The following is a 26920-nucleotide window of genomic DNA, read 5'->3' as shown; positions in this document are numbered from 1 at the left end:
ACATATGCCCATCCGCATTCCGAACGATCTCCCCGCCCGCCATACGCTCGAAACCGAGGGCGTGATGGTGATGACGGAAGCCTCCGCCGCCCGGCAGGACATCCGCCCCCTGAGGATCGGCCTTCTCAATCTCATGCCCAACAAGATCAAGACCGAGACGCAATTCGCGCGCCTCATCGGTGCAACGCCACTGCAAGTCGAGTTGACGCTCGTCAAGATCACCAGCCACAGGCCGAAGAATACCTCCGCCGAACACATGCTCGCCTTCTACGAGGACTGGGAAGACGTGAAGGGCCAGAAGTTCGATGGCTTCATCGTCACCGGCGCTCCCGTAGAACTGCTCGACTTCGAGGACGTGACCTACTGGCCCGAACTGTCGCGCATCTATGACTGGACGCAGACCCATGTGCAGTCGACGATGAACATCTGCTGGGGCGCGCAGGCCGCTCTCTATCACTTCCACAAGGTGCCCAAGCACACGCTGCCGAAAAAGGCCTTCGGCGTCTACAATCACAAGAATCTGAAGCCGGCCTCGCCTTTCCTTCGGGGTTTCTCGGATGATTTCTCGATCCCCGTGTCGCGCTGGACAGAGAACCATCGCGCCGATCTGCCCGCGGACAAGGGCCTCGAAGTCCTGATGGAATCGGATGAGGCGGGACTATGCCTCATCAACGATCCACGCCGGCGCTCGCTCTACATGTTCAACCACATCGAGTACGACACCAATTCGCTGGGCGACGAGTACTTCCGCGACACGTCGGCGGGAAAGCCGATCGAGCTTCCGGCCAAATACTTCCCCGGAAACGATCCGGCGAGGCCGCCGGAAAACCGCTGGCGCAGCCACGCGCACCTGCTCTTCGGCAACTGGATCAACGAACTCTACCAGACGACGCCCTTCGACATGTCGAAGATTGGAACCTGATCAGCGCGCCAGGCGGATGATCTGCTTGTTGATTTCTTCGGTGATGGCGGCGAACACTTCAGTGATGCCGGAACTGCTCACGTCCGGTTCATAGTAGCGCTCGCCGCCGCAATTCTTCAGCAAGGTCGTCACCTTCGGATCGGTGATGTCGTAGGCAACCGTGAAGACGGTGATTCCGGCATTGGCCATGCCGGCGCAGATCTTCACGAGGTTCTCGTTGCCCTTCTGCACACTGCGCGAATTTCCGGAACCCCACTGCTTGGAGGTCTGCACGCCGTCCGTCAGGAGGATGAGATACTTGTGGGTCTTCTTGTCAGTGTAGGGCACAGCTTCGGTGTAAGGGGCTGCGGGATCGAGCAGGTTCCAGCCGAACGCGGCGCCAAGCGGAATGTTTGTGTTGCCCAACGGGCGCATGCCGTCGAGCTTCGCCTTCACCGCCTCCATGTCATTTGTCAACGGCAGGATTTTCAGATTCTTGCTCTGGTAGGCCGAGCAGGCGTAGCTACCCGAATTCTCAGATGTATTGTCATAGTAACCCCACTTGGTGTCGGAGTTGCCGCTCACCGGCGTGTCCACCGTCGTGTTGTAGGGGTACTTGCGATCCTGCGTGCAGCCGGTCCACGTCGAGTCCGCGGACCATTGTGTGACATATGACGACGGCATCGAAGTATGGACCATGGCCGAGAATGGCACGAGACCGATCTTGAGATGCCCTTCTTCGATCGAACTGCTGAGCGAATCGACCATGGTGGTGGCGGCCTCCGCCATGCGCTTGTACTTGTCGTTGTCCTTCATGGAGCCCGAGTAGTCGAGGACCATGACGACCTCGGCCCAGCTTTCGCCGGCGCGCAGCACTTCACCTGTCACACTGATTTCCGTGGACTTGATACCTGCAAGTGCGAGCAGCGACGTCGGCTGTTCATAGTTCACGGTTACGGCAACGCGCTTCGTCGTGACCTTGACATCGATAGTGATTTCGCTGTCATGGGCAGCACTGAAATTGGACTTGAAGTAGTTCTTCGCCATCACCCAGCGCTGGCCGTCGTTGCGATCTTCCGCCATGGCGGCAGCGAGTGCGGCGCCGTCCACCGCAGCCTGAAGCTTTGTGCGCGTGTCATAGATCCGGACATAGTCGACGGCCGAGCCGATGGCGATGAGAAGCGGAACGGCCGACAGCGCAAACATGACCGAAAGCTGCCCGCTCTCACTCCGGAACAGAGACTTCAGCGTTTTCATCATGGTACGGATTCCCTGACCAAAATTTTGTTCAACTTGAACCTAAAACATCGCCGAACCCTTGCTGAAACATGTAAAGTTTGAAGGGTTCCGCGTTTCCATGAAGACGCCGGCAAGGGTTATGGAGTTCTTGGTCATGAAATCATCAAGGCAACAGCGCAGCCTCCTTCTCCTCCGTCACGGCAAATCGAGCTGGGATAATTCCGCGCTTGCCGACATCGACCGTCCGCTGGCCTTGCGGGGGATCGCGGCGGCAACTGCAATGGGCGGTGAGATGGCCAGGTCAGGGCTTGTCCCGGATCGCATACTGTGTTCCCCCGCCCGCCGCGCGAGTGACACGCTGCGTCTTGTGGCGGCAAGCTTCCCCCAGGATATCTCCCCGGAAACCATCGAAGGTCTTTATGACTTCGGCGACGGCAGCGCGCTGCTTGAGATCATCCAGCGGCATGGCGGCAAATCGCACCGCCTCATGCTCGTCGGCCACAACCCTGCCCTGCAGCAACTGGCTTTGCGTCTCGGGGGACCCGGCGACCCGGCGCAGCGGCAGGCGATCGCACGGAAATTTCCCACGACGGCCCTGGCCATTCTTGACTTCGAGCTTGAGGACTGGGCCGAACTCGCGGACGGCAAAGGCGGGATTGCCCGTTTCATCCGGCCCAGGGACGTCCTGAAAAAGTGACGGTTCCGCTTGCCATGGACGCCGATTGCCACCACTTATGGGGCGCTATGGGATCGCTCAAATCGTGAAGTTTTCAGACATACTCGACGGAACGCGCATAGCCGCCGGGGGACTTGCGGATTTCGCCACCGGTATCGTCAGCCCCACCATCAGGCTGGGCGTCACGGGCCTGTCTCGGGCGGGAAAGACCGTGTTCATCACCGCCCTTGTCCACGCACTTCTGAAAGGCGGGCGGTTTCCTGCTTTCGAGGCCTTGGCACAGGGCCGCATCACGCGCTGCTATCTCGAGCCCCAGCCCGACGACAGCCTGCCGCGCTTTTCCTACGAACAGCACCTCAAGGCGCTTTCGGGCGAAGACCGCCATTGGCCAGAGAGCACCAGCCGTATCAGCCAGCTTCGCATCACGGCGGAGTATTCGCCCCGCGGTCTCATCGCCCGCAATCTCGGCAGCGGCAAGCTTCACATCGACATTGTGGATTATCCCGGCGAATGGCTGCTCGACCTGCCGCTGATGCGCATGAGCTATGCTGAATGGTCTGCCGCGACCGTGGCCGCAAGCCGCGTGCCGCCGCGGCTTGCACATGCCGGAGAGTGGCACCGGCTATTGGCTTCGCTCGATCCGCTGAAGCCTGCTGACGAGCATGACGCAATCGCCTCCTCTGAAGTCTTCACCGCTTACCTCGCGCGCTGCCGCCAGGATGACGTCTCGCTTTCGACCTTGCCGCCTGGCCGCTTCCTCATGCCGGGTGATTACAAGGGCTCGCCGCTGCTGGCTTTCGCACCGCTCGACATTGCTCCGGACACGAACCTTCCACGCGGTTCGCTGGGCGCGCTCATGGAGCGGCGCTACCAGTCCTATGTCTCGACCATCGTGAAGCCCTTCTTCTTCGGCCACTTCGCAAGACTGGACCGGCAGATCGTGCTGGTCGATGCACTCACAGCACTCAATGCCGGCGCCAGCGCGGTCATGGACCTGCAGACCGCGCTCACGCAAATCCTCACCTGCTTCCGGCAAGGCTCGAACTCGATCTTCTCCGCCATGCTGGGCCGCCGCATCGACCGCATCCTGTTTGCCGCCACCAAGGCCGACCTGCTTCACCACACCAGTCACGACCGGCTGGAGAACCTTTTGAAGCTCATCGTGGAAGATGCGATGACCCGCGCGGAGTATACGGGTGCCGGGATCGACGTCGCAGCACTTGCCGCGATCCGCGCCACGCGCGAGGCCAGCGTGAGGCAGAAGGGCGAGACGCTCGAGTGCATCGTCGGCACGCCGCTTGCCGGTGAGGCCTTGGGCACAACACGCTTCGACGGCAATACCGAGGCCGCGATATTCCCGGGCGATCTTCCGGGTGATGCCGCCAAGGCGCTCGATGGCTCGCTGGAAGGAAGCCTCAGGTTCGTGCGCTTCCGCCCGCCCCTGCCGAAGGATGGCGCCTATCCCCACATCCGGCTTGACCGGGCCATGGAATTCCTGCTGGGAGACCGTTTCGCATGAGTGAAGGCCAGAGACCGCCGAAGGCCTTCGTCATCGACGAGCCTGAGGAGAAGACCAAGTCGGACGAACCAAAGCGCAAGCCACGTGCCATCACCGGCATCACCTTCGAGCCCGAGATAGACGAGGGCGAACTGATCGTGATGCCGCCCACACCGCTGCCGTCGCCCCGCAGCATTCGCTGGGGATCGATCCTCATCGGCGCCCTCTTCACGTTGGTCACCCTCTGGGCTGGCCTCGCCATCACCCAGTTGATCGAGGATTACTTCGCCCGCGCGCCAGCCTTGGGCTGGATCGCGCTGGGCGTCGCCACCATTGCGGGCCTCGCGGCATTGGCGATTATCCTGCGCGAGGTCTGGGCGCTGGCGAGGCTCCGCCGCATCGAGCATATCCAGACCGATGCCGCCCACGCCATCAACACCGACGACGCCGCCGCCGCCAAGCGCGCCGTCTCGCAGCTTCAATCGCTCTATGCCGGCCGTGCCGACGCGGCATTGGGCCTGAAGGAGCTGAAGCAATATGACGCCGACATCATGGATGGCCGCGACCGCATGCGGCTGGCGGAGCGCCATCTTGTCGAGTGGCGAGACGGCGAGGCGCATCGCATCATTGCCCATGCCGCGCGCCGCATCACCTTCCTGACGACGGTGGCGCCCACGCCCGCGCTCGACATCCTCTTCGTCGCCGCCCAGAATCTCCGCATGATGCGCGAACTCGCGACGCTCTATGGTGGCCGTCCCTCGACCCTCGCCACCATCCGCCTTGCGCGCATGGTCATCAGCCACCTTGCCGTCACGGGCGGCATCGCGCTCTCCGACAACCTGATCCAGCATGTCGTCGGCAAGGGGTTGCTCGGCAGGCTCTCCGCGCGCTTCGGCGAGGGTGCCGTCAACGGCATCCTCACAGCCCGCGTCGGCCTCGCGGCCCGCGACGTCTGCCGCCCCATCCCGCAGGAAACCTCTGCGAAAGAAACGCTCGGAAGCCTGATGAAGGAACTCGTGTCGTCAGCCGAGGGGCAGAAGCCGGAATGAAGCCAACCGCCCTCGCCATCCTGGCTCTCGCGATGCTTGCACTGCCCGCGGGCGCCATCGAAAACCGCGGAACCCGGATCGCCATGGCCGTCGCCCTGCTCGACGTGACAGAGGATTACTGCGAGGGCCGGTTCAGGGTGGACGCGGGCGTGAAGGAAACCCTCTTGCTCCACTTCCACGAATACGACATCGCGGGACTCGCCTCCATGCTGTCGCGTCCGCTCAACGCCTTCTACGAGGACTTCCTGCACGAGGTGAAGCAGGGCCGCGACGCCTTCTGCGAGAAGGCGCCAAAGGAAGCTGCGCGCACCGGCTATCCTGTGATCCTGTCGGGTGATCCCTGATGTTCCTGACCTTCTTTTCGGAATTGCGCGGTGCCGGCGTTCCGGTTTCGCTCAAGGAATACCTGACCCTCATCGAGGCCCTGAAGGAGGGCCTTGCCGCCTATTCGACGGAAGAATTCTACTACCTCTCGCGCACCGCGCTGGTGAAGGACGAACGCAACCTCGACCGCTTCGACCGCGTCTTCGGCTCCGTCTTCAAGGGTATCGCCAATACGGGCGATGCGCTGATCGCCGAAATCCCCGAGGAATGGCTGCGGAAGCTCGCGGAGAAGCATCTCACCGAGGAAGAAAAGAAGCAGGTGCAGGCGCTGGGCGGCCTCGAAAAGATTCTTGAAGAGTTGAGGAAGCGGCTGGAAGAACAGAAGGGCCGCCATCAGGGTGGCAGCAAGTGGGTGGGCACCGCCGGCACCTCGCCCTTCGGCGCCCATGGCTACAATCCGGCGGGCGTCCGCATCGGCCAGGACAAGAACCGCAACAATTCCGCGTTAAAAGTATGGGACCGCCGCGACTTCAAGGATCTCGACGATACGGTCGAACTCGGCACCCGCAACATCAAGCTGGCACTCCGCCGCCTGCGGAAATTTGCCCGCGAAGGTGCGGCTGAGGAACTGGATCTCGACGATACCATCCGCTCCACCGCGCGGCAGGGCTGGCTCGATGTGAAGCTGGTGCCGGAGCGACGCAACACGGTGAAGGTTCTCATCTTCTTCGATGTCGGCGGTTCCATGGACCCGCACATCAAGGTCTGCGAGGAACTGTTCTCGGCGGCACGCGCCGAGTTCAAGCACATGGAATACTTCTACTTCCACAATTGCATCTACGAGAGCGTGTGGAAGAACAACCGGCGCCGCACTGCCGAGCGCATCGACACCTGGAAGCTGCTCCACACCTATCCGCACGACTACAAGGTCATCTTCGTGGGCGACGCCTCCATGAGCCCCTTCGAACTCACGGCTACCGGCGGTTCCGTCGAACACTGGAACGAGGAACCTGGCCTCACCTGGCTGCAGCGCATCGCGGCAACGTATCCGAAATCCATCTGGGTCAACCCATCGTCCGAGAAGTATTGGAGCTACTCGCCCTCGATCGGCCTCGTCAGCCGCACCTTCGACGGACGCATGTTTCCGTTGACGCTAGAAGGCCTCGATCGCGCCATGCGTGACCTCACGCGCTGATCATTACGGCGAATTCATCTTTCCGGCAGACGGAATGCCATGGTTGCAGCGTCTTATGGCTATCGAACAAGCAATGGAGACGATCATGCAGAAGAAAACCAAGATGTGGATTGCAGGCGGCGCGGCCATCCTCGCTGTCGGCGCTGTCGCTGGCCTCGCCAATGCCGGCATGAAGGGCGGACACGGAATGGGACACGGCGGCATGGGCCATGGCGGCCAGATGGCCGGAATGATGGAACGCTATGACGCCAACAAGGACGGCAAGCTGACCCAGGACGAGATCAACCAGAACCGCACGCAATGGCAGGCCGAGTTCGATGCCGACAAGAACGGCACGCTCTCGCTCGACGAGTTCAGGAACCTCTGGCTGAAGGCCCGCAACGCAGAAATGGTGCGCGAGTTCCAGTTCTTCGACCGCGACGGCAATGCGCAAGTCACGGTTGACGAATACCTCCTGCCGCTCTCGGACATGGTGGCCAACCGCGACCGCAACGGCGATGGCGCCCTCAGCAAGGAAGACCGCTCCAGGCGAGGTGAAGGCCGCGGCCACAAGCGTGGCGATCGCATGGGCCACGGCAAGGGCATGGGCCAAGGAATGGGCCAGGGCATGATGAACGATGACGGCGGCGCGTCCGGCTCGGATGACAGCGCTCCGGCGGCACCCGCCAACCCCTGATCTGACATGAGTGGCCCGGGATATATCCCGGGCCTCTTGCCTTTGGGGAGCACGGGGTTAGTCTGACGCTCATGCTCGCCGTTCCCCGCTACACAGTTCGTCGAAATGCCTTCGAGCCGGAACGCACCTGGTCCATCGAACCTTCGGGGCTTGCATGGAAATCGGCAGATGCGTCCGGGCACATCGGTTTCGGCGAGATTGCGTCCCTTCGCCTCGAATGGGCGGCCACCCGCGCCGACCGGTTCCGTTTTGCGTGCCATGTCGCCGCATCCGGAGGCGGGACGGAAGCAATCGTCTCCACCACTTATGCGGGGCCGATGAACTTCCCCGATCAGGCGGACGCCTATGTTCCCTTCATCCGCGAACTCGTGCGGCGCGTGTCGCAAGAAAATCCCGGCTGCCGTTTCGAGGCGGGTGCCACCTCCTTTCGCTGGCTGGCCAGCTTAGCCGCAATGACGCTTGGTTTGATTTTCCTTGGCATGGTGCTCCTCTCCATCGGGTTGCCGCTCACCGGGCTGATCGCGGTGAAGCTCGCCCTGCTGGCATTTCTTGTACCGCTCGCCATCGCCTGGATCAGGAAGAACCGGCCACGCCACTTTGTGCCTCCTGCCATCCCTCGAAATGTCCTGCCGCCCTTAACTGCGCATTCATCATCGCAAGAGCGATAAATGGATTGGCAGGGAATGCCTGCGATGGTGCGCGCGTCTAGGGATAACGTGCATGGCGAAGCCACAGTCCAACGTCGAAGAAAGTGTCCTGCGCAGGGCAATCGAGGACCGTCCGGCACAGGCGCCAGCCTGTCTTGCCGTGCCGCGTGCCGGACATCTGTCCATCTTGCGGGACACCCGTTCCTTCCTCAACCTCGAAACCCAGTGGCGTCAGCTTGAGGCCGATGCCTACCCGCACCGTAACGCATTCCAGAGATTTGACTGGCTGAAGAACTGGATCACCGTATATGGCGATGGCCTGGGGGAAGATCCGCTCTGCGTGGCGCTGGGCCATGCCGATGGTCGGCTGGTCTTCGCCTGGCCGATGATGCTTGCGAGATCGGGCCCCGTGACGCTGCTCCGCTGGATGTCCGATCCCTACGCGCAATATGGCGATGTGCTGGTGGCGCGCGGCGAATGCCCGAAAGCCTGGATGGCCGACGCGCTCCGCGAGATTTCAGCACGGCGCGGCATCGACGGGATCAGACTGCGCCATGTCCGTGAAGATGCCGCCTCCGCGCCCTTCCTCACGCAGCACTTCCGCGATGCGCGATTTGCCGAAGCGGCGCCCTGTCTCGACCTCACCGCCTTTCCCGACGAAGCGGCCTATGACGCGCGCTATTCATCCGCCCAGCGCAAGCGCCGCAAGAAGATCCGCAAGGCGCTGGAAGACAATTTCGGCCCTGTGGGCTTCACCGTGCTGAAGCCCGGCCAGGCCACCGACGAGGCAATCGGGCTGGCCATTGCGGAGAAATCGCAATGGATCGACGAGCGCGGCCGCCAGAACCGGATCCTCGGCTGCCCGCGCATGGCCACGTTCCTGATGGGACTGGCGCGCGGCGGCACGTCGGCAGAACTTGTTGTGACATCTCTCAGCGCCGGTGGCCGGCCGGTCTCGTGGGAAATCGGCATCCGCTCCGGCGGCGTGCACCATGCCTTCATCACCTCGCATGTGAACGCATTCACCGACCTTTCGCCTGCCCGCCTCCACATGGACCTGTCGCAGCGCCAGGCGATCCGCGATGGGATGAAGGTCTTCGACCTGTTGCTGCCAAACGATCCCTACAAGGACTCCTGGTCCTCGGGCCGTGTTGCAACGTCCGACTACCACCTGCCGCTCGGTGCGCTTGGCTGGGCCTATGGCGCAGGCTATCTCGAACAAGTGCGCCCCGTGCTGCGCCATGCCTATTACCGTATGCCGCCAGCCGTGCTCCGCCTGCTGAAGCCCATCGTCCGACATTGAGCCCCTGCACAGGCTGCATGAGACTTTGCACCTGACCCGGAATCCAGACCTGCTATAGCTGCGGTCATCGCCACCAGATTCCATGACGGGCCATGACCACGCTGCTCCGCTCCAACGACCCGCTGCTCCAGCCCTATACGCTGAAGCACCTCACCCTCAAGAACCGCATCATGTCGACCTCGCACGAGCCGAACTATGCGGAAGACGGCATGCCGACCGACCGCTACCGGCTCTATCATGTCGAGAAGGCGAAGGGCGGCATTGCGCTCACCATGACGGCGGGCTCGGCCATCGTCTCGCGCGACTCCGCCCCCGTCTTCGGCAATCTGCTGGCCTACAAGGACGAGATCGTGCCGTGGCTGAAGAAACTCACCGACGAGTGCCACGAACATGGCACCGCGGTGATGATCCAGCTGACGCATCTTGGTCGCCGCACGGTTTGGAACAAGGCGGACTGGCTTCCGGTCATCGCCCCCTCCGGCATCCGCGAACCCGCCCATCGCGCCTTCCCGAAGGAAATGGAAGACTGGGACATCGACCGCGTCATCAATGACTTCGCCGATGCAGCAGAGCGCATGCAGGCGGCCGGCCTCGATGGCTTCGAGATCGAATGCTACGGCCACCTGATGGATGGCTTCTGGTCGCCTGCCACTACCACTCGCACGGATGACTACGGCGGCTCGCTCGACAACCGCATGCGCTTCGGTCTCCGCGTGCTGAAGGCCATCCGCGACCGCGTGGGCGAGAACATGCTGGTCGGCCTCCGCATCGCTGCGGACGAGGACTGGGACAAGGGTCTCTCCCGCGAGGAAGGGATCGAGATCTGCCGCCGCTTCTGCGATTCAGGCCTCATCGACTTCCTCAACATCATCAAGGGCCACATCGACCACGACGCGCCGCTCTCCGGGGTGATTCCGATTTCGGGAATGAAGGCCTCGCCCTCCCTCGATTTCGCAGGCGAGGTGCGCGCGCTCACGAAATTCCCGGTCTTCCACGCGGCGCGCATCAACGACGTCGCCACGGCGCGTCACGCGATTGCCGAAGGCAAGCTCGACATGGTGGGCATGACCCGCGCCCACATCGCGGACCCGCATATCGTGAAGAAGATTTCGGAAGGCCGCGAGCAGGACATCCGCCCCTGCGTCGGCGCCACCTATTGCCTCGACCGCATCTACGAAGGTCACGAGGCGCTGTGCATCCACAACCCGGCGACGGGCCGCGAGGCCACCATGCCGCATGTGATCGGCAAGGCATCGTTCGTCAGGAACGTCGTCGTGGTCGGCGCCGGACCCTCGGGCCTCGAGGCGGCGCGCGTCGCCGCCGAACGCGGCCACAAGGTCACGGTCTTCGAAGCCGCACCGGAAGCCGGGGGCCAGATCAGGCTCGCCACCCGCATCAAGCGCCGCAAGGAACTGATCGGCATCGTCGACTGGCGCGTGGCCCAGTGCGAGCGCCTCGGCGTGGACATGCGCTTCAACGCCTACGCGGACGCCTCCGACATTCTGGTGCTTGAGCCGGATGTGGTGATCGTCGCCACCGGCGGCCTCGCGCAGAATCTCGCCATCGAAGACGGTGCCGATCTTGCCGTATCGAGCTGGGATATCCTGTCGGGTGACGTGAAGCCCGCGGGCGACGTCATGCTCTTCGACGACAATGGCGCGCATTCGGGCCTCACCGCGGCCGAGTTCATCATCGATGCCGGGTCCTCGATGGAGATCGTCAGCCCCGAGCGCTTCTTCGCGCCCGAGATGGGCGGCCTGAACCTGGTGCCCTACATGAAGTCATTCACGCAGAAGGGCGTGACGATCACCACAATGACGAGGGTCCGTGCGCTGTCCCGCGAGGGCAACCGCATCAAGGCCACGCTGTGGAGCCCCTATACCATGGCCGACTGCGGCACCCGCATCGTCGATCAGGTCGTGGTCGAGAATGGCACCAGTCCTCTGGCCGACCTCTACTTCGAATTGAAGGAGCAATCGCTCAATCGCGGCGAGGTCGACCACCACGACCTCATCGACGGGCGTCCGCAGGCCATCCGCACCAACCCGCAAGGGACCTTCCAACTTTTCCGCATCGGCGATGCGGTCGCCTCTCGCAATATTCATGCAGCGATTTATGATGCGCTGAGGCTTCTGAAGGACATCTGAGACATGACCGACTTCACGCCCCTCGCGGGAACCATGGGCGGCATTTTGATCGGGCTGAGCGCCGTTCTCCTCATGGGCGGCATCGGCCGCATTGCCGGATTGTCCGGAATTCTCGGCGGCATCTTCACCACAACCTGGACGGCGGAACAGAGCTGGCGCGCCCTGTTTCTCGCCGGAACGCTTGGCGGCGCAGTTGTCGTGGCATTGTTGGGCGGCATCGATCCGGAAGCCATCACGTTTCCCGGCACACCGCTGACGACCGCCCTCGGCGGGCTCCTCGTCGGCTTCGGTACGGCGCTTGGCGCGGGCTGCACCTCGGGCCACGGAATCTGCGGCATCTCGCGGCTGTCGGTCCGGTCCATCGTCTCGACCGTGGTCTTCATGGCCGTCGCGGTGCTGACCGTGTTCGTCGTCCGCCATGCGATGGGAGGCTGAGGCATGAACCGCATCGCGGCCCTTCTCGCAGGCCTGCTCTTCGGCGCGGGCGTGACACTCTCAGGCATGGTCAACCCGATGAAGGTCCAGAACTTCATGGACCTCTTCGGCACATGGGACCCAACCCTGATCTTCGTCATGGGCGCCGGACTGATCGTCACCTTCATTGGCTTCCGGATCGTCTTCGGCTGGTCGCGCCCGATGTTCGACCCGTCCTTCCACCTGCCCACCGCCAGCGGGCTAGATTCCAGACTTGTCGGCGGCGCGGTACTGTTTGGCGCGGGCTGGGGCCTCACCGGGTTCTGCCCGGGCCCCGCCATTGCCTCGCTCGTCTTCGGCTACTGGCCTTCGATGATCTTTGTCGTTGCCATGGGCCTTGGTATCCTTGCGGCACGCTTTTTCACGCGCCGAAAGGACGAACCGCCAGGAGCCGCTTTCGAGGAGGGTTAAGCCCGCTTCACCGGGCAAGTGCTGACGCCCAGGATGGAATAGAGCGGGCAGTTTCCAACCAGCGCGGTGATCAGCGGAACGACGCCGATCCAGCCGATCCAGTTATAGCCTGTGGGCGCGGCGAAGAGCGCGTACCACAACAGCGCAAGACCGATGACGATCCGGACAACGCGATCTATGCTTCCAACATTGGTGGTCATGTGAAGTCTCCCTTGCTTTCGATGAACTACACTTAGGCCCTGGAGATCCTGCCGTCTGTGACTTGATCACACTCAGCCCGGGAAAACCGCCAGCCGCCCGGCATCAGCCACCATGATCTGCCGCCGCTCCAGCTTCACGAGGCCCTCAGCCTCGAAATGCTTCAGGAGCCGGCTCACGACCTCCCGGGCCGTGCCCAGTTCGGTGGCGATGTCCTGATGCGTCATGGCAATCGGCCTATCTGACCGCTCGGCAAGAAACCGCGCCAGCCGGCGGTCCACATGGCGCTGCGATACCTCCTGGACCAGCGCAATGAGGTCGCGCAGCCGGTCGCCATAGGAAGAGAACACGAAATGCCGGAAGGCCGCGGAACTCGCCAGAAGGTCCTCGAACAGCAGCTTCGGGATCACCACCGCATCGGTGTCGGCCTCGGTGACCCCTTCAGCATCGTAGTCAGAGGCCGAGAGAAGGCAGGCCGTGGTCAGCACGCAGGTTTCGCGCGGTCCCACGCGGTAGAGCAGAAGCTCACGCCCGTTCTCGGTCACCGTCGAGACTTTCACCGAACCCGCCGTAACCACCATGAACCCGGTGCAGGCCTGTCCTGCAGCGAAGACCTTGTGGCCCAGCTTCAGGTGAACGCCGCGGGCACCTGCGGCAATCCGGCCGCGCGCGTCGGCATCAAGGCCGGGAAACAGCCGCTCCGTATCCATCACAACCGGCCAAACTGGCGCATGACCGTCAGCAACTGGTCATGCGGCAGCGCAATCGCAGTGTTGCCGTCGCGGCCCGTCATCGTCTCCGCGCAGAGCATCGCGTCGATCACCGCCTCCTCGGTCGCTTCCACAGTCGCCATGAAAAGCTTGTCGAGATCGCCATTGGGCAGGGCTTCCATGCTCACGATGCCACTCCGCTGCGCGAAGGACGCTTCGTTGGCGGTCGAGAAGGCGAGGAAGATGTCGCCGGAGGAATTGTTGCCCACAGTTCCGGTACGCGCCAGCCCGATGGGCACGCGCCGCGCCAGCCGCTTGCACTGGTGCGCGAGCAACGGCGCATCGGTGGCGACAATCGCGATGACCGAACCCTGGTCCTTGCCGCGGAGCTTGCCCTGCCCGATGTGGCGGCCGACCGGAACGCCCAGCACCATGAAATCCTCACGCCGCCCGAAATTGGACTGGACGAAGACGCCGACCGTGTAGCTCCTGCCACCGATCTCGACGATGCGGGATGCCGAACCGTTGCCCGCCTTGAAGTCATAGGTGAGCATGCCGGTGCCGCCGCCCACGCTTCCCATTTCAACAGGTCCACTGGAAGCGCCATCAAGAGCCGCGATCGTATGCTCGGCCGTCACATGGAAACCGTTGATGTCGTTCAGGTCGCCGTCATAGGTTTCAGCCGCCACCGGCAATCCCCAGTCCTGCCCCGTGCCGACGCCGTGCGAGACAAGCCAGCGGATGGTCGCGTCGCGCGTGACGCCACAGGAATGCGTGTTGGTGATGGTGATCGGCGTCTGCAGCTCGCCCGCCTCCTCGATCCACACGACACCCGTCATCTCGCCATTCCCATTGAGCGCATAGTAGCCCGCCGCGCAGGGTACATCGGCATTCGCCTTGCCACGCGGCAGGATGGCGGTGACGCCGGTACGGACAGGCCCCTTGCCCACCACCAGCGGTCCTTCGCCAGAGATCAGCGTGACCGTCCCGACTTCGACGCCTGCGACGTCAGTGATCGCATTGTGCGCTCCCGCAACGCCCGGAAAGGGAAGCCCCAGCACTCGTCCCCTTCTTTTGTCCATCATCATACTTGTCCTCTCTCCGCACAAAGCCGACGAAACACCTTGCGGCAACCATCCTCATTGCATTTAAACTGCCGCGCAACACAGGAGAAGTTCTTTGGCCTCGACCAGTCACGCAGCGGGAAATCCATGGTGGACCATTGTTTTCCCCGTCGTCACGGTGATTCTTCTGGCAGCCTATTTTCTTGGCATCACGCCGTCGGGCAACAACATCTTCTATTCCGCCGTCGCCTTTCTTCTCTGTGGCGCCGTGTTCGCCTCGGTCCATCATGCCGAGGTCGTCGCGGCAAGGGTGGGGGAGCCCTTTGGCTCGATCATTCTCGCCGCCGCCGTCACGGTGATCGAGGTCGGGCTCATCGTGGCCCTCATGCTCGCAGCCCCCGACGGCGGCCCGACGATTGCCCGCGACACCGTCTATTCCGCCGTGATGATCGTGCTCACCGGGTTGATCGGCCTCTGCCTCGTCATGGGCGGCCGCAAGCACTTCGAGCAGAAGCTCCGCGTGCAGGGCACGTCCTCCTATCTCGCGGTGCTCGGCACGCTCGCCACAATCGCACTCATCCTCCCCAACTACACGGTCTCGGCGTCGGGCCCGTCCTACAACCAGACCCAGCTTGCCGCCGTGGCGCTGGTCTCGCTTGCGCTCTACATCGCCTTCCTCTTCGTCCAGACAGTCCGCCACCGCGACTATTTCCTCTCCGCCCCCGATGACAGCGAAGACGCCGTCAACGAGGAACACGCGGTCCCGACCAACGCGCGAACATGGTCCAGCACCGCGCTCCTGCTCGTCTCGCTCACTGGCGTCGTGCTTCTGGCAAAGCTGTTCTCGCCCAAGCTGAACGAGTTCATCATCGCCGCGAAGCTTCCCAATGACTTCACCGGCGTCATCATTGCCGGACTGGTGCTGGCCCCCGAGAGCATTGCCGCTGTCCGCGCCTCGCTTGCCAACCGCCCCCAGACCAGCATCAATCTGGCACTTGGCTCAGCCCTGGCCTCGATCGCCCTGACCATTCCCGTCATCACGCTCTTCACGGCCTTTTCTCACACGCCGCTCCAGCTGGGCGTCTCGCCAGCAAAGACGGTACTGCTCGTCCTCGCCATGTTCGTGAGCGTGATCACGCTGCTGCCGGGACGGACGACGGTGCTGCAGGGCATCGTCCACCTTGGCATCTTCGTCATCTTCATCGTTGTGGCCGCCGTGCCTTGACCTGACGTTCTGCCGGGCATGACGGGATTGCTGCAGTTCCGGCTTTCATTTCCATGCCTCATGCCGGAAGATGGCGGCGGAAGGAATTGGCATGGCCGCCGAACAGGCATTTCACTACAGGGAATTTCTGATCATTCTCGGCGTGGCGGGGCTCGTCGTGCCGCTGTTCCTGCGCGTCGGCGTCAATTCGATCGTGGCTTTCCTCGTCGTTGGCATCCTGCTTGGCCCGGAAGTTCTCGGGCAATTCGCCTACAATTGGCCAATCCTCAAGCATCTCGTCATTACCGAAACGGATAATCTCTCAGCCATTGCTGAACTGGGTGTCGTCTTCCTCCTGTTCCTGATCGGCCTTGAGCTTTCCTTCGAGCGCCTCAAGACCATGCGCCGGCTGGTCTTCGGCCTTGGCGGTTCGCAGGTCACCGTCAGCCTCCTCGTGATCGCAGGCGCTGCCATCCTGATGGGCATGGACACGCGTGCCGCGCTCGTCGCCGGTGCCGCCTTGTCGCTGTCATCAACAGCCATTGTCGTGCAGTTGCTTTCCGACTCGCGGCGGCTGGGCTCGCAAACCGGCCGCACGAGCTTCGCTATCCTGCTGCTCCAGGATCTTGCCGTCATCCCCCTTCTCCTGCTCGTGTCCATACTCGGACAGCGTACCGAAGGCAGCCTTATCGTCAGCATCGGCCTGGCGCTGGTCCAGGCCGCGATCGCCATCGTCATCATCATCGGCGTCGGACGCTACTTGCTGAGGCCGTTGCTGCGCATGGTGGCGGGTACCAACAGTTCCGATCTCTTCATGGCCGCCACACTCCTGATTGCAGTTGGAACGGGAGTCGTCGCCAACCTGGCCGGTCTCTCCATGGCGCTGGGCGCATTCATCGCCGGCCTCATGCTGGCCGAGACCGAATACCGCCGCGCCATCGAGGCGATCATCGAACCCTTCAAGGGCTTGCTGCTCGGCACCTTCTTCCTCGTGGTCGGCCTGAGGCTCGATCTCGACAGCCTGCTGCATTCGCCGGTCATCGTCCTGAGTGCCGCTCTGGGTCTCGTAGTCCTCAAGGGAGTGATCATCGCCGCGCTGGCCCGCGCCTTCCGCGTCAGCCGGGGTGCCGCACTGGAAACCGCCCTGCTGCTCGGCCCCTGCGGCGAGTTCGGCTTCGTCATCATCGCCAGCGCACTCAGCTATGGCATCATCACCGATGACGTAAGCCGGAATGTGCTGCTGATCGTGACCCTCACCATGATCGCCATTCCCTTCGTCGCGCGAGCAGGACAACAGCTCACAACGTCCATGCGCCAGAAAACAGCCGCGGCGGCGGTCGAAACGCCGCTGCCGGACGACAGCACGGCGCGCGTCATCGTGGCGGGCTTCGGCCGCGTCGGGCAGCTCGTCGGCTCGATGCTCGACGAGCACAAGATCGCCTATATCGCCATCGACAACGACGCCGATCTCGTCGCGCGCGAACGCAAAAGCGGCAGGCCCGTCTATTACGGCGATGCGGCAAACCGCGAGTTCCTCAAGCGCTGCGGACTGGCCGAGGCCAGGGGGCTGGCCATCACCATGGACAACCAGGTGCGGGTGGACGATGTCGCAAAGGCGGCGCGCGCCCTGAGGGAAGACCTCAAGATCATCGCCCGTGCGCGTGATGAGCGCCACGCCCAGAAGCTCTACGCGGCAGGCGTCACCGAGGCGGTGCCTGAGACAATCGAGTCGAGCCTGCAACTGGGAGAGGCACTGCTGGTCGAGACGGGTGTTCCCATGGGCCTGGCGATCGCCTCCGTCCACGAGCGGCGGGACGGATTCCGCAAGCTCCTCGGGCGGCCCAATCGCAAGGAACAGCTGGAATTGGCAAAGCGGCGCTTGCGGCGCGAAAAGTCGGTCAGCTGAATTCCCTGGCCCAGTAGCGCACAGTCTTTCCGGTTCCCGCCAACTCCTGCGATCCCACGGACTTGAAGCCGAGCGCCTCGTGAAAGGCATCCGATTGCGGATTGGGCGGCACGCTGTTGATCTCGCAAACCAGCCGCTCGCGCCCTTCGTACCGCGCCCGGTCTTCAAGTTCGGCATAGATGGCGCGCGCCAGCCCACGCCCGCGCGCGGCGCCTGCCACCACCACGCGGTCGATATAATAGAATCGCGCGAACCGCGCCTTCAGCCAGGCGAAGTTCGGGTTGTCGTAAACGCAGTTTTCGTCAAAGGCGACGATTAGCGCCAGCCCATATGGCTCGGCGCGCACATGTGAAGCGGCACGGATCAGCTGATCGAACGCCTCCGGGGTCTTGTAGGAGAGTTCTTCGGCATGTGCGTTGTTCAGTGCCAGCAGCTCCGCCATGAGCGGCGGATCGAACGGCGGATCGACGAGGGCCGTCATGGCCGTCAGTTGACGCCCAGCTTCTTCTGCAGGCTCGAACTCGACGTCGTGTACTGGAACATCAGCCGTTCACCGGGGTTCTTGTACCTGAACACCTGCTGCGCCATCAGCGCCGCCTCGTGGAAGCCCGACAGGATCAGCTTCAGCTTGCCCGGATAGGTATTGATGTCGCCGATGGCAAAGATGCCCGGCGTCGAGGTCTCGAACTTCTCGGTGTCGACGGGCACAAGATTTTCATGCAGGTTAAGTCCCCATTCGGCAACCGGCCCAAGCTTCATGGTGAGGCCGAAGAAGGGCAGCATGGCATTGCAGGCGATGTCGAAGCTCTGCCCGTCATTGCCCTTGACGGTTGCGGCTGAGAGAACGCCATCGGCCCCCTTGAGGCCTGTCACCTGCCCGAGCTTGAACTGGATCTTTCCTTCGGCTGCGAGTTCCCGCATCTTCTTCACGCTGTCGGGTGCCGCGCGGAAATCATCGCGCCGGTGCAACAGTGTGAGGCTCTTTGCGAGGGGTTGCAGGTTCAGCGTCCAGTCGAGGGCGGAATCGCCGCCGCCGACGATCAGGATGTCCTTGCCGCGCAGGGCCTCCATCTTCTTCACGGAATAGAAGACTGACGCGCCCTCGAAGGCCTCGATGCCCGGGATCGGCGGTTTCTTGGGCTGGAACGACCCGCCACCCGCGGCGATCACCACAACCTTCGAGCGGAACACCGTGCCGCCGTCGGTTTCAACCTCGAACTCGGCCTGGCCGAGCTTCTTCACGCCCGTCACCATGTGGTTGAAGTGGAACGTGGGGTTGAAGGGCTTGATCTGCTCCATCAGCCGCGAGGTGAGTTCCGCGCCGGTCACAACGGGAAGTGCGGGAATGTCATAGATCGGCTTTTCCGGATAGAGTTCGGCGCATTGCCCGCCCGGCCTGTCGAGAATGTCGATGACATGGCAGCGGATGTCGAGCAGGCCGAGCTCGAACACGGCGAACAGCCCGCAAGGGCCCGCGCCGATGATGACCGCGTCAGTGGTGATCACGTCGGACATGACAGTCTCCGGATGGTTAGAACTGCTTTTCAGGAACCTTCACGCGCAAGCCGTCGAGCGCGTCCGACACCTTGATCTGGCATGACAGGCGGCTGTTGTCGCGGACATCGAAGGCGAAGTCCAGCATGTCTTCTTCCATCGGGTTGCGCGCACCCGTCTTCTCGACCCATTCCGGCTCGACATAGACATGGCACGTGGCGCAGGCGCAGGCGCCGCCGCAATCGGCGTCGATCCCCGGCACCATGTTCTTGACCGCCGTTTCCATGACCGTCATGCCGGGAAGGCCATCGACCGTCTGTTCCGTACCGTTATGCTGGATGAATGTGATCTTTGCCATGAGACCCTGCTGAACCCGTTCGTTTTTTCGAACGGCGTTCTAGGTGATCGGGCGGCGAAACACAACTGCCCCTCTCTGCACCTTGGCCATGACCGCGTGTCTCAGGGGGTTCGAAAGTGGAGTCCCGCCGTCTCGCGGAACTCCGCGGCGGCCGCCTTGAGCAACTGGATGCGGAGCGCCTTCACCTTTTCCTCGCCATCAACCCTGAGTTCTTCAAGTGATGCGGCAATCTGGTTGATCCGGCGTGCGCCCACGGAGGACGCGGAGCCCTTCAGGGTATGAGTGGCCAGCTTCCAGTCGGCTGCGGACCGGGCACACTCGATCATCGAGATCGTTTCCGGCAGCTGCGCCAGAAACAGCCCCACAACCTCCGCGTCAAGACCGGGAATGCTCATCGTATAGTGGTTGAGGTGGTCCCGGTCGAAGATGTCGGGGTCGCAGGCAGCACCTGCCGGAACCTTTTCTGCCTGACCCATCATTGCATGCGCTCCTGACCACCGCCCGTGCCGCAGACTAGACCGGCGGCTGTCAGCGTTTGGTAAAGCTTTGCGGTAAAGGCGATATTTCCCGAGTCATTTCAAATCGATCCATAATTTTAACCAAAACTTAAATTACTGGAGGATGGTCCGGAATGGCGGGTTCAACGGGGGCCTCAGTTGGGTTATGGTGAAATGTGCGGACCCGTGCCTGGGGGAGGCCGATCCGTGCCCGGACATAAAAAAGCCGGGACCGGGTACCATCGGGCGGGGTTCGGCGGCTGGGCTAAGTCCTGCTGCTGAAATGTGAGTGAGAGTGCGGGGAAGATAACATGGCAAATACCACCGAGACGCGCCGTCCTGACCGCCGCCCGGCAGATGCCGAGGCCCAGCGGCGTGACACGCCCCGCCTGTCCGTCGACCCCGCTCCCGTCAGGGGCCGCCCCGCGAACGAGAACGATCCCGGCACGGCCATGATGCTGGCACGGCTCCGCCGCCGCCCGGCCTTCATGCCTTATGGCACCGTTGCCATCATCCTCACCGCCCTCTGGGCCGGCGGGTGGTTCTTTGCCCATGCCAACACGTTTGGTGCCGCTGCCTCGGGGACCGTGCTGGCCGGGACGCTGCAGGCCATTGCCTTGCTGCTGGTTCCCATCAGCATCATCTGGGCCACGGCCTATTTCCTGTGGCGCGCGGCCGATCTCCGCCAGGTCTCGGAGGCGCTCTTCCAGTCCGCCATGCGCCTGGTGCGCCCGCAGGATATCGCCACCGAGGGCCTTACCACCATTGCCCAGGCCGTTCGTTCCGAGGTCGATCTTCTGGTCGGCGGCGTCGAGCATGCCGTGCAGCGCGCCTCCGTGCTGGAAGAAATCGTCCACAAGGAAATCGCGGCCATCGAACGCGCCTTCGGCGGCAACGAGGAGCGTATTCGCAGCCTCGTCTCCGGCATCGAGAACCAGCGCTCGGCGCTGCATCAGGCGACCCTCGTCATCAGCAACGACACCAATCCGCTGTTGACCCGGCTGGAGACGAACACCAAGAATCTCGATGGCATCATGGTCGCCGCGCACGAAACGCTGGGCCGTCTCGAGGCCGGCCTCCGCGACATGTCGGGCGGGCTTGTCCGCACCATGGACGACATGGCCGAACGGGCGAATTCGGCCGGTGCAGAAATCGGCGTCCAGACCTCGCACATGCAGGATGTCTCGGTGCAGATGATTTCGCAGCTTCGCGATTTCTCGCGTCAGCTGTCGGGACAGATCGATCAGCTCTCGCAGGCCTCTGCCACGCTCAACACCGATTCCGTCGATTTCGGCCGCTCCGTGCAGGACATGGAATCCGGCATGGCGCAGACGGTGCGCAATTCCATCGACCAGCTTGCCGCCATCAACCAGGACATCGCACGCACCATCGAGCGCGCATCCGTCACCTCGGCAGACCAGATCAGGCAGCAGGTCACCGACCTCGCGGACGTTGTCCAGACCACCAGCGGCAATCTCACCTACCACCTCAAGACCGCTGCCGACGACGTGACCGCCAGCCTCGAACGCGCGGGCCTCGACACCTCGCAGATGATCGAGCAGAGCCGCAGCCTCGTCACGCAAGGCCTGCAGAGCGTCGCCACCGAATACATCGACCGCGTGGCCCAGTCGCGCTCGGAGCTCGTCACATATCTCGACCAGTCCGCCATGGGCATCTCGGCCACGATCGATGAAGCTACCGACAATGTCGCGGGCCGCCTCAACGCCGCGGGAACCCAGTTCCTCTCCGGCATCGACCAGACAGCCGGCTCGCTCCTCACCGAACTGAGATCAATGAGCACGGGCGTCTCCGGCCGCATCGAGGAGACCACGGGCCGCCTGATCAGCGAAATCGGCGGACGGGCAGAAGACATCATCACGCGGCTCGACGATTCCGCCGGCGGGGTTTTCGCCCGCCTCGACGAGCAGGCCGGGCTTGTCACCTCGCGTGTCGAGGACACGGCCAACCGCATCCTCTTCTCGATCGAGGACCGTACAACCAACGCCACCACGAAGGTGGGCGAGACAGCGGCCCAGGTGCTGGCCGCCATCGACCAGCAGAACCTCGACTCGGCCCAGCGCATAACCGACTCTGCGGCGCGCGTGCAGATGGCCATCTCGGATGCAACCGAGACCATCACCAGCCGCCTCGACGGGTCCTCGCACGACATCATCACCCATGTCGAAGGCGCGGTCGCCACCGCGCTCTCGCGCTTCGAGCGGACTTCCGCCGAACTCAGCGGCCTCATGGGCGACACGAGCTCCGACGTGCTGTCGCAGCTCGACAGCCGTTCGAGCGAAGTCCTGTCGCAGCTTGAGCAGGCGCTGGGCTCCGCCAACAGCCGCCTCACCGAGACGACCCGTCTGTTCCAGAGCGCCATCAGCCAGACCACCGACAGTCTGGAAGACCGCATCGGCGGCTCGACCGACAGTCTCAACTCGATCATGACGGCGGCCGTCAACACGGCGACCAACCGCCTGGAAGAGGCCTCCAACATCTTCCAGACCCTGGTCGAACAGGCGACCAGCGGCGTCGAAGGCCGCATGGACTCCTCGACCACCCTGCTCCAGCAGCAGGTGACCACTGCCATCGGTGCCGCGACAGGCCGCCTCGACGAGACCTCCCGCCTGTTCCAGCAGATGATCGGCGGCGCCTCCGACGAGCTCGAAACCCGGATCGACGGCGCGGCGGAGCGCCTCCATGGCCAGATGAACACCACGATGTCGCAGGTGACGGGCGCGCTCGATGCGGCCACGCGCTCCTTCGACACCATTGTCGGCGGTTCGGCCGGCACTCTCGAAACCCGCATCACCGCGGCTTCGGCGGGCCTGCAGGACATGCTGGGCACCGCGACCTCGACGATCGAGACCCGCATCGACGGAGCGGCCGAGCGCCTCTTCGGCCACATGCAGACGACGCTCACCACCGCCACCGGCTCGCTCGACACCGCGACCAAGACGTTCCAGACCCTTATCAGCGGCACGGCGGGCGAGCTGACCAGCCGTCTCGACACCACCTCGCGCCAGCTGGCGGGCTCGATCGATGCCAACTCGCGTCAGCTTACCGAGGCCGTCGAATCGAGCGTCACCGACGCCATGGGGCGCTTCGATACCGCCACCACCACCTTCCAGACCCTTGTCGCCGGGGCGGCGGAGGAACTGGAGACCAAGGTCGACGGTGCGGCCGTCCGCCTCTACGGGCAGATGGAGTCGACCGTCTCCTCCGTTGCCGGTTCGATCGACAATGCCACCAGGACCTTCCAGTCGCTGATCGGCGGCACGGCGGGCGAACTGGTCAGCAAGCTCGACAGCACCTCGCGCGACATCTCGGGCGCCATCGAAGCCACAGCCGAGACGGCCATCACCCGCTTCGACACGGCCACCTCCGCGTTCCAGGTGCTCGTCACGGGTGCGGCCGAAGAACTCGAAACCAAGGTCGACGGTGCGGCCGTCCGCCTCTACGGGCAGATGGAGTCGACCGTCTCCTCTGTTGCCGGTTCGATCGACAATGCCACGAGGACATTCCAGTCCCTGATCGGCGACACGGCGGGCGCACTGGTCAGCAAGCTTGACAATTCCTCACGCGACATCTCGGGCGCGATCGAGACCACCGCCGACAGCGCGATCAGCCGTTTCGACACCGCAACCTCCACATTCCAAGCGCTCGTCACGGGTGCAGCGGAAGAACTGGAGACCAAGGTCGATGGCGCGGCGGAGCGCCTCTATGGCAACATGAGCGCGACCGTCACCTCGGTGGCCGGTTCGCTCGACACCGCAACGAGGACGTTCCAGTCTCTGATCGGCGGCACGGCGGGCGAACTGGTCAGCAAGCTCGACACCTCGTCCCGCCAGATCACTGGCGCAATCGAGACAACGACAAGCGCCGCCGTCACCCGCTTCGATGCGGCGACCGCCACCTTCCAGACGCTTGTCACGGGCGCTGCAGAGGAACTCGAGACCAAGGTCGATGGCGCAGCCGAGCGTCTCTACGGCCACATGAACGCGACGGTGAATGCTGTTGCCGGCAAGATCGACGAGGTCACCTCGTCTGTCGCTGGCCGCCTGAGCCAGACCTCCGCCGGCATCACCGGCGAGATGCAGTCCGTGTCGAGTTCCGTGAACGACCTCATCGTCACCACGAGCGGCACCATCGTTGCCCACCTCAAGGAAACTGCCGAGATCGTCAACCGCGAGATGACCGACTCCGGCATCGCGCTGGCCGAGCGCATCGAAACCTCGGGAGGCCTCGTCACCGAGAAGCTGATCGGGGTCTCCGACAACTTCGTCCACAATCTCGGCAAGTCCCGTGAGGACCTGATCGAGGTTCTCAAGTCTTCCTCCGACGACGTCACCAGGCGTCTCGAGGAAACGACGATGCAGCTCTACAGCAAGCTCGATGGCACGACAGCCTCGATGGCCGGTCAGCTGGAGCAGACCGCGTCCAAGGTCTACACGCGCCTCGACCAGGTCTCGGCGCATGTCGGCGGCGAACTGGAACAGACCGCCCAGCGCATCAGCGACTACATCGGCACCTCGACCGGCGACGCCGTCACCAAGGTGGCGACGGTCACCGACCGCCTCACCCTGCAGCTCGACCAGTCGTCGAAGCAGCTGGGCGAGGTGATGGACCAGACGTCGGACCGCCTCGGCGGGCAGATCGAGCAGGCGACGTCCGAACTGACGGCGCTGTTCGGAAACTCGACGGAACTCCTGACCAGGCGCCTGGTAGATACATCCTCGCAGCTGACCGACCTCTTCACCACCAACACCGAACTCCTGAACGGTCAGATGGAAGAAACATCGGCGAAGCTCTCCGACCTGTTCACCACCAACACCGGCAATCTGAACGGACGGCTCGAAGAAACGTCGGCAAGGCTTTCGGGCCTCTTCAGCGACAGCACCGGCCGGCTCACGGGCCAGCTTGCACAGACCTCGGACCGCCTGTCGGATCTCTTCTTGATCAATTCCGAGCGGCTCTCGGAGACGCTTGACCAGACCTGGAACAGCCTTACTGGCCTGTTCACGGCCAAGACCCAGACGCTCACCGAGCAGCTGGGCCGCACTTCGGCCGAGGTCTCCGCCCTCTTCAATGCCAACACCAGAATGATGACGGAGCAGATCGACCAGACCGCTTCCGAGATGACCAACAGCTTCGCCGAGACCGCCGTGCGGGTCACCCGCCAGGTGAGCGAGGTGAACCAGGTGATGGCGCAGCGGCTCGAGCGGACCTCTCTCGAGGCCACCACGAGCCTCGACAAGGCCGGCAGCACGATGCTGAGCCGCATCGACCAGACGGCAAAGGACCTGGGCCAGCGCTTCGACGTCGCGACCCACCTTCTCGAGCGCGTCACCGGCGACCTCAGCGGAAAGCTGCAGGGCACCAGCGAACGGTTCGCCGAAATCCTCGACTCGGCCTCAAGCAACATCCTCAATGATCTTGGCAAGGCGTCCGATGCCTTCAGCCAGGGCCTCGGGCAGACGACGCTGCAGATCACCGGGCGGCTGGAACAGGACTCAGGCCTTCTTGTCGACCGTGTCGAGCGCGCGGCACGCGATCTCGAACAGGCCTCGGTCACGACGGCCACCAAGCTGGAAGACGCCAACCGCAAGTTCGCCAAGCACGTCGAGACGGCAAACGCCTTCCTTGCCGACCAATTGTCGACGGCGGCAAGCGTGATGGACGAGCGGATCGAAACCGTCTCGATGCAGCTCACCGGCAAGCTCGAGACGACGAGCTCGCGCGTGTCGGAACGACTGGACGACGTCACGCTGCTGGTCGAGCGTTCGCTCGACAAGTTCAACGGCGAGATGGAACGTGTGCTGTCCAACCGGAAGCAGGCGCTCGACAGCCTCATCACCGACGCATCGAAGCGGGCGACCGAGATCGACGCGGTAATGACCAGCTACATGAACCTCATCGAGGACTCGCTCTCGACCTCGGAGTCCAAGGCCAAGGAGATCAGCCGCATCATCGCCGAGCAGGCGACGCTCGCAAACCGCAACCTGGAACACGAGATCGAGAAGCTGGAGACAGCCTCCGGCGGGCAGATCAGCCAGGCGGCCCGCGTGCTGAAAGACCAGCACGAGCGCGCAATGTCGGCCATGAACGAGATGCTTTCGGCCACGGCCACCGATTTCCAGCAGACCGCGCAAGACATGCGCATCACCGCACAGCAGGTGGTGAAGGACATCGATGTCGCGCGGAACGAACTGAAGCGCGCCATCCTCGATCTGCCGGAAGAAACCCGCACCAACGCAGATGCCATGCGCCGCGTGGTGGCAGACCAGATCAACGCGCTCAACGCGCTGGCAGATGTCGTCAAGCGCCAGACCGGCACGGTCGACATCTCTGGACCGGGCGTCTCGCTGTCGCGAAGTTACAGGGATCCCTCGCCGGGAAAAGCTGAGGGCGCCATGGTTTCCGCTTCGCAAGGAACCATGAGCGCCCTGGGAAAGATCGCCGAGCGGAGCGAACGTGCTGTTGAAAGCCTCGCCGTCAGGGAACGCCTATCCGCTCCTGCAGCGGAGCCAGCACCTGCGCCGTGGACTGCCAAGGCGGCGAAAGCCCTGCCCGAGTTGTCAAAGGAGATGGAAACGCTCGTCCAGAAGCTGAACGCTGCGGCCCGCGACGTGGTTGAAGCGGTGGACGGCAGCCTGCCCCGCGATCTTGAGAAGAAATACGCGGGCGGTGAGGGCGACATCTACACACGCCGTGTCTTCGAGGGCCGTGGCAAGCGCCTGGAGCGGACCATCGCGGACCGGTACGGAAGTGACCGCCTCATGCGCTCGCGTGTCGATAGCTTCATACGGCTGTTTGAGCGGCTGCTCGACACGATGAACGCGGCCCCCGATGGCGATGCTCTGGTGGAAGCCTGCCTTGCGTCGGAATCCGGACGCATCTATGTGATGCTGGCCGAAACGGCAGGACGCATTCCACCCCAGAGCTGAAG

23 protein-coding genes are annotated in these 26920 nt (G+C 63.3%); 15 read left to right on the top strand and 8 right to left on the bottom strand.

The window, feature by feature from the left end; translation table 11 throughout:
• The first annotated feature begins 4 nt into the window (after positions 1-4).
• Complete coding sequence (gene metA, locus ACEW8Q_RS06735) at positions 5-922, top strand: homoserine O-succinyltransferase (protein ID WP_373503284.1); 918 nt, start codon at positions 5-7, stop codon at positions 920-922.
• Here metA and ACEW8Q_RS06730 read toward each other — a convergent pair whose 3' ends face one another.
• Positions 923-2161, bottom strand: coding sequence for a pilus assembly protein TadG-related protein (locus tag ACEW8Q_RS06730; protein ID WP_373503283.1), 1239 nt, complete (start codon positions 2159-2161; stop codon positions 923-925).
• 97 nt (positions 2162-2258) lie between these two features.
• Between ACEW8Q_RS06730 and ACEW8Q_RS06725 the strand changes: the two genes are divergently transcribed.
• The 11 genes from ACEW8Q_RS06725 (at position 2259) to ACEW8Q_RS06675 (ending at position 12540) form a co-directional block, all read left to right on the top strand.
• Positions 2259-2837 (top strand): histidine phosphatase family protein, encoded by a 579-nt coding sequence (locus ACEW8Q_RS06725; RefSeq protein WP_373503282.1) that lies wholly within the window; start codon positions 2259-2261, stop codon positions 2835-2837.
• 37 nt (positions 2838-2874) lie between these two features.
• Positions 2875-4335 carry a YcjX family protein gene (locus tag ACEW8Q_RS06720; RefSeq protein ID WP_373503294.1) on the top strand — a complete coding sequence of 487 codons (1461 nt, stop codon included), beginning with the start codon at positions 2875-2877 and terminating at the stop codon, positions 4333-4335.
• A complete protein-coding gene (locus ACEW8Q_RS06715) occupies positions 4332-5363 on the top strand; it encodes a YcjF family protein (RefSeq protein ID WP_373503281.1) in 1032 nt (343 codons plus the stop codon). The genes ACEW8Q_RS06720 and ACEW8Q_RS06715 overlap by 4 nt, the downstream gene beginning before the upstream one ends.
• Positions 5360-5707: a hypothetical protein gene (locus ACEW8Q_RS06710; RefSeq protein ID WP_373503280.1), complete on the top strand. Its 348-nt coding sequence runs from the start codon at positions 5360-5362 to the stop codon at positions 5705-5707. The genes ACEW8Q_RS06715 and ACEW8Q_RS06710 overlap by 4 nt, the downstream gene beginning before the upstream one ends.
• A complete protein-coding gene (locus ACEW8Q_RS06705) occupies positions 5707-6882 on the top strand; it encodes a VWA domain-containing protein (RefSeq protein WP_373503279.1) in 1176 nt (391 codons plus the stop codon). Before ACEW8Q_RS06710 ends, ACEW8Q_RS06705 begins: the two co-directional genes overlap by 1 nt.
• 85 nt (positions 6883-6967) lie before the next feature.
• The gene (locus ACEW8Q_RS06700) at positions 6968-7558 is read left to right on the top strand and encodes an EF-hand domain-containing protein (protein ID WP_373503278.1); all 591 of its coding nucleotides are present in this window, start codon (positions 6968-6970) and stop codon (positions 7556-7558) included.
• Between the two features lie 71 nt (positions 7559-7629).
• The gene (locus ACEW8Q_RS06695) at positions 7630-8226 is read left to right on the top strand and encodes a hypothetical protein (protein ID WP_373503277.1); all 597 of its coding nucleotides are present in this window, start codon (positions 7630-7632) and stop codon (positions 8224-8226) included.
• Between the two features lie 52 nt (positions 8227-8278).
• Positions 8279-9508, top strand: coding sequence for a GNAT family N-acetyltransferase (locus tag ACEW8Q_RS06690; protein WP_373503276.1), 1230 nt, complete (start codon positions 8279-8281; stop codon positions 9506-9508).
• A 92-nt stretch (positions 9509-9600) separates the two neighbouring features.
• On the top strand, positions 9601-11655 hold the full coding sequence (locus ACEW8Q_RS06685) for an FAD-dependent oxidoreductase (RefSeq protein WP_373503275.1): 2055 nt from the start codon (positions 9601-9603) through the stop codon (positions 11653-11655).
• 3 nt (positions 11656-11658) lie between these two features.
• Positions 11659-12090 (top strand): YeeE/YedE family protein, encoded by a 432-nt coding sequence (locus ACEW8Q_RS06680; RefSeq protein WP_373503274.1) that lies wholly within the window; start codon positions 11659-11661, stop codon positions 12088-12090.
• Between the two features lie 3 nt (positions 12091-12093).
• Positions 12094-12540 (top strand): DUF6691 family protein, encoded by a 447-nt coding sequence (locus tag ACEW8Q_RS06675; RefSeq protein ID WP_373503273.1) that lies wholly within the window; start codon positions 12094-12096, stop codon positions 12538-12540.
• On the opposite strand, the gene ACEW8Q_RS06670 is transcribed toward ACEW8Q_RS06675, so the two are convergent.
• From ACEW8Q_RS06670 to ACEW8Q_RS06660, 3 genes are all read right to left on the bottom strand, one after another.
• On the bottom strand, positions 12537-12740 hold the full coding sequence (locus ACEW8Q_RS06670) for a DUF2892 domain-containing protein (RefSeq protein ID WP_373503272.1): 204 nt from the start codon (positions 12738-12740) through the stop codon (positions 12537-12539). The genes ACEW8Q_RS06675 and ACEW8Q_RS06670 overlap by 4 nt on opposite strands.
• A gap of 72 nt (positions 12741-12812) precedes the next feature.
• A complete protein-coding gene (locus tag ACEW8Q_RS06665) occupies positions 12813-13448 on the bottom strand; it encodes a Crp/Fnr family transcriptional regulator (RefSeq protein WP_373503271.1) in 636 nt (211 codons plus the stop codon).
• The gene (locus tag ACEW8Q_RS06660; protein WP_373503270.1) at positions 13448-14536 is read right to left on the bottom strand and encodes a P1 family peptidase; all 1089 of its coding nucleotides are present in this window, start codon (positions 14534-14536) and stop codon (positions 13448-13450) included. The genes ACEW8Q_RS06665 and ACEW8Q_RS06660 overlap by 1 nt, the downstream gene beginning before the upstream one ends.
• Before the next feature lie 91 nt (positions 14537-14627).
• On the opposite strand from ACEW8Q_RS06660, the gene ACEW8Q_RS06655 reads away from it, so the two are divergent.
• Together ACEW8Q_RS06655 and ACEW8Q_RS06650 are read left to right on the top strand one after the other, a co-directional pair.
• A complete protein-coding gene (locus tag ACEW8Q_RS06655) occupies positions 14628-15737 on the top strand; it encodes a calcium:proton antiporter (protein ID WP_373503269.1) in 1110 nt (369 codons plus the stop codon).
• A 91-nt stretch (positions 15738-15828) separates the two neighbouring features.
• A complete protein-coding gene (locus ACEW8Q_RS06650; RefSeq protein WP_373503268.1) occupies positions 15829-17622 on the top strand; it encodes a cation:proton antiporter in 1794 nt (597 codons plus the stop codon).
• On the opposite strand, the gene ACEW8Q_RS06645 is transcribed toward ACEW8Q_RS06650, so the two are convergent.
• The 4 genes from ACEW8Q_RS06645 to ACEW8Q_RS06630 form a co-directional block, all read right to left on the bottom strand.
• Positions 17615-18103, bottom strand: coding sequence for a GNAT family N-acetyltransferase (locus tag ACEW8Q_RS06645; RefSeq protein ID WP_373503267.1), 489 nt, complete (start codon positions 18101-18103; stop codon positions 17615-17617). The genes ACEW8Q_RS06650 and ACEW8Q_RS06645 overlap by 8 nt on opposite strands.
• A gap of 5 nt (positions 18104-18108) precedes the next feature.
• A complete protein-coding gene (locus ACEW8Q_RS06640) occupies positions 18109-19137 on the bottom strand; it encodes an NAD(P)/FAD-dependent oxidoreductase (protein WP_373503266.1) in 1029 nt (342 codons plus the stop codon).
• A gap of 16 nt (positions 19138-19153) precedes the next feature.
• Positions 19154-19474, bottom strand: a complete 321-nt coding sequence (locus ACEW8Q_RS06635) for a 2Fe-2S iron-sulfur cluster-binding protein (protein WP_373503265.1) — start codon at positions 19472-19474, stop codon at positions 19154-19156.
• A gap of 101 nt (positions 19475-19575) precedes the next feature.
• Entirely contained in the window at positions 19576-19953 is a 378-nt protein-coding gene (locus tag ACEW8Q_RS06630) for an Hpt domain-containing protein (protein WP_373503264.1), read from the bottom strand.
• Positions 19954-20282: 329 nt separating this feature from the next.
• Here ACEW8Q_RS06630 and ACEW8Q_RS06625 point away from each other — a divergent pair, with 329 nt between their 5' ends.
• Entirely contained in the window at positions 20283-26918 is a 6636-nt protein-coding gene (locus ACEW8Q_RS06625) for a hypothetical protein (RefSeq protein WP_373503263.1), read from the top strand.
• The last annotated feature ends 2 nt before the right edge of the window (positions 26919-26920 follow it).

This window comes from Aestuariivirga sp., from assembly GCF_041738905.1.
GTDB lineage: Bacteria > Pseudomonadota > Alphaproteobacteria > Rhizobiales > Aestuariivirgaceae > Aestuariivirga.
The sequence above is the reverse complement of the archived record's forward strand: the minus strand, read 5'-3'. Positions and strand labels throughout refer to the sequence as shown.

Coding starts and splice junctions, on each gene's coding strand:
- ACEW8Q_RS06665 (WP_373503271.1), bottom strand. CDS start 13,448: ATGGATACGGAGCGGCTGTTTCCCGGCCTTGATGCCGACGCGCGCGGC.
- ACEW8Q_RS06660 (WP_373503270.1), bottom strand. CDS start 14,536: ATGATGATGGACAAAAGAAGGGGACGAGTGCTGGGGCTTCCCTTTCCG.
- metA (WP_373503284.1), top strand. CDS start 5: ATGCCCATCCGCATTCCGAACGATCTCCCCGCCCGCCATACGCTCGAA.
- ACEW8Q_RS06725 (WP_373503282.1), top strand. CDS start 2,259: ATGAAGACGCCGGCAAGGGTTATGGAGTTCTTGGTCATGAAATCATCA.
- ACEW8Q_RS06640 (WP_373503266.1), bottom strand. CDS start 19,137: ATGTCCGACGTGATCACCACTGACGCGGTCATCATCGGCGCGGGCCCT.
- ACEW8Q_RS06650 (WP_373503268.1), top strand. CDS start 15,829: ATGGCCGCCGAACAGGCATTTCACTACAGGGAATTTCTGATCATTCTC.
- ACEW8Q_RS06700 (WP_373503278.1), top strand. CDS start 6,968: ATGCAGAAGAAAACCAAGATGTGGATTGCAGGCGGCGCGGCCATCCTC.
- ACEW8Q_RS06680 (WP_373503274.1), top strand. CDS start 11,659: ATGACCGACTTCACGCCCCTCGCGGGAACCATGGGCGGCATTTTGATC.
- ACEW8Q_RS06685 (WP_373503275.1), top strand. CDS start 9,601: ATGACCACGCTGCTCCGCTCCAACGACCCGCTGCTCCAGCCCTATACG.
- ACEW8Q_RS06710 (WP_373503280.1), top strand. CDS start 5,360: ATGAAGCCAACCGCCCTCGCCATCCTGGCTCTCGCGATGCTTGCACTG.
- ACEW8Q_RS06675 (WP_373503273.1), top strand. CDS start 12,094: ATGAACCGCATCGCGGCCCTTCTCGCAGGCCTGCTCTTCGGCGCGGGC.
- ACEW8Q_RS06695 (WP_373503277.1), top strand. CDS start 7,630: ATGCTCGCCGTTCCCCGCTACACAGTTCGTCGAAATGCCTTCGAGCCG.
- ACEW8Q_RS06630 (WP_373503264.1), bottom strand. CDS start 19,953: ATGATGGGTCAGGCAGAAAAGGTTCCGGCAGGTGCTGCCTGCGACCCC.
- ACEW8Q_RS06730 (WP_373503283.1), bottom strand. CDS start 2,161: ATGATGAAAACGCTGAAGTCTCTGTTCCGGAGTGAGAGCGGGCAGCTT.
- ACEW8Q_RS06715 (WP_373503281.1), top strand. CDS start 4,332: ATGAGTGAAGGCCAGAGACCGCCGAAGGCCTTCGTCATCGACGAGCCT.
- ACEW8Q_RS06705 (WP_373503279.1), top strand. CDS start 5,707: ATGTTCCTGACCTTCTTTTCGGAATTGCGCGGTGCCGGCGTTCCGGTT.
- ACEW8Q_RS06645 (WP_373503267.1), bottom strand. CDS start 18,103: ATGACGGCCCTCGTCGATCCGCCGTTCGATCCGCCGCTCATGGCGGAG.
- ACEW8Q_RS06625 (WP_373503263.1), top strand. CDS start 20,283: ATGGCAAATACCACCGAGACGCGCCGTCCTGACCGCCGCCCGGCAGAT.
- ACEW8Q_RS06690 (WP_373503276.1), top strand. CDS start 8,279: ATGGCGAAGCCACAGTCCAACGTCGAAGAAAGTGTCCTGCGCAGGGCA.
- ACEW8Q_RS06635 (WP_373503265.1), bottom strand. CDS start 19,474: ATGGCAAAGATCACATTCATCCAGCATAACGGTACGGAACAGACGGTC.
- ACEW8Q_RS06720 (WP_373503294.1), top strand. CDS start 2,875: ATGGGGCGCTATGGGATCGCTCAAATCGTGAAGTTTTCAGACATACTC.
- ACEW8Q_RS06670 (WP_373503272.1), bottom strand. CDS start 12,740: ATGACCACCAATGTTGGAAGCATAGATCGCGTTGTCCGGATCGTCATC.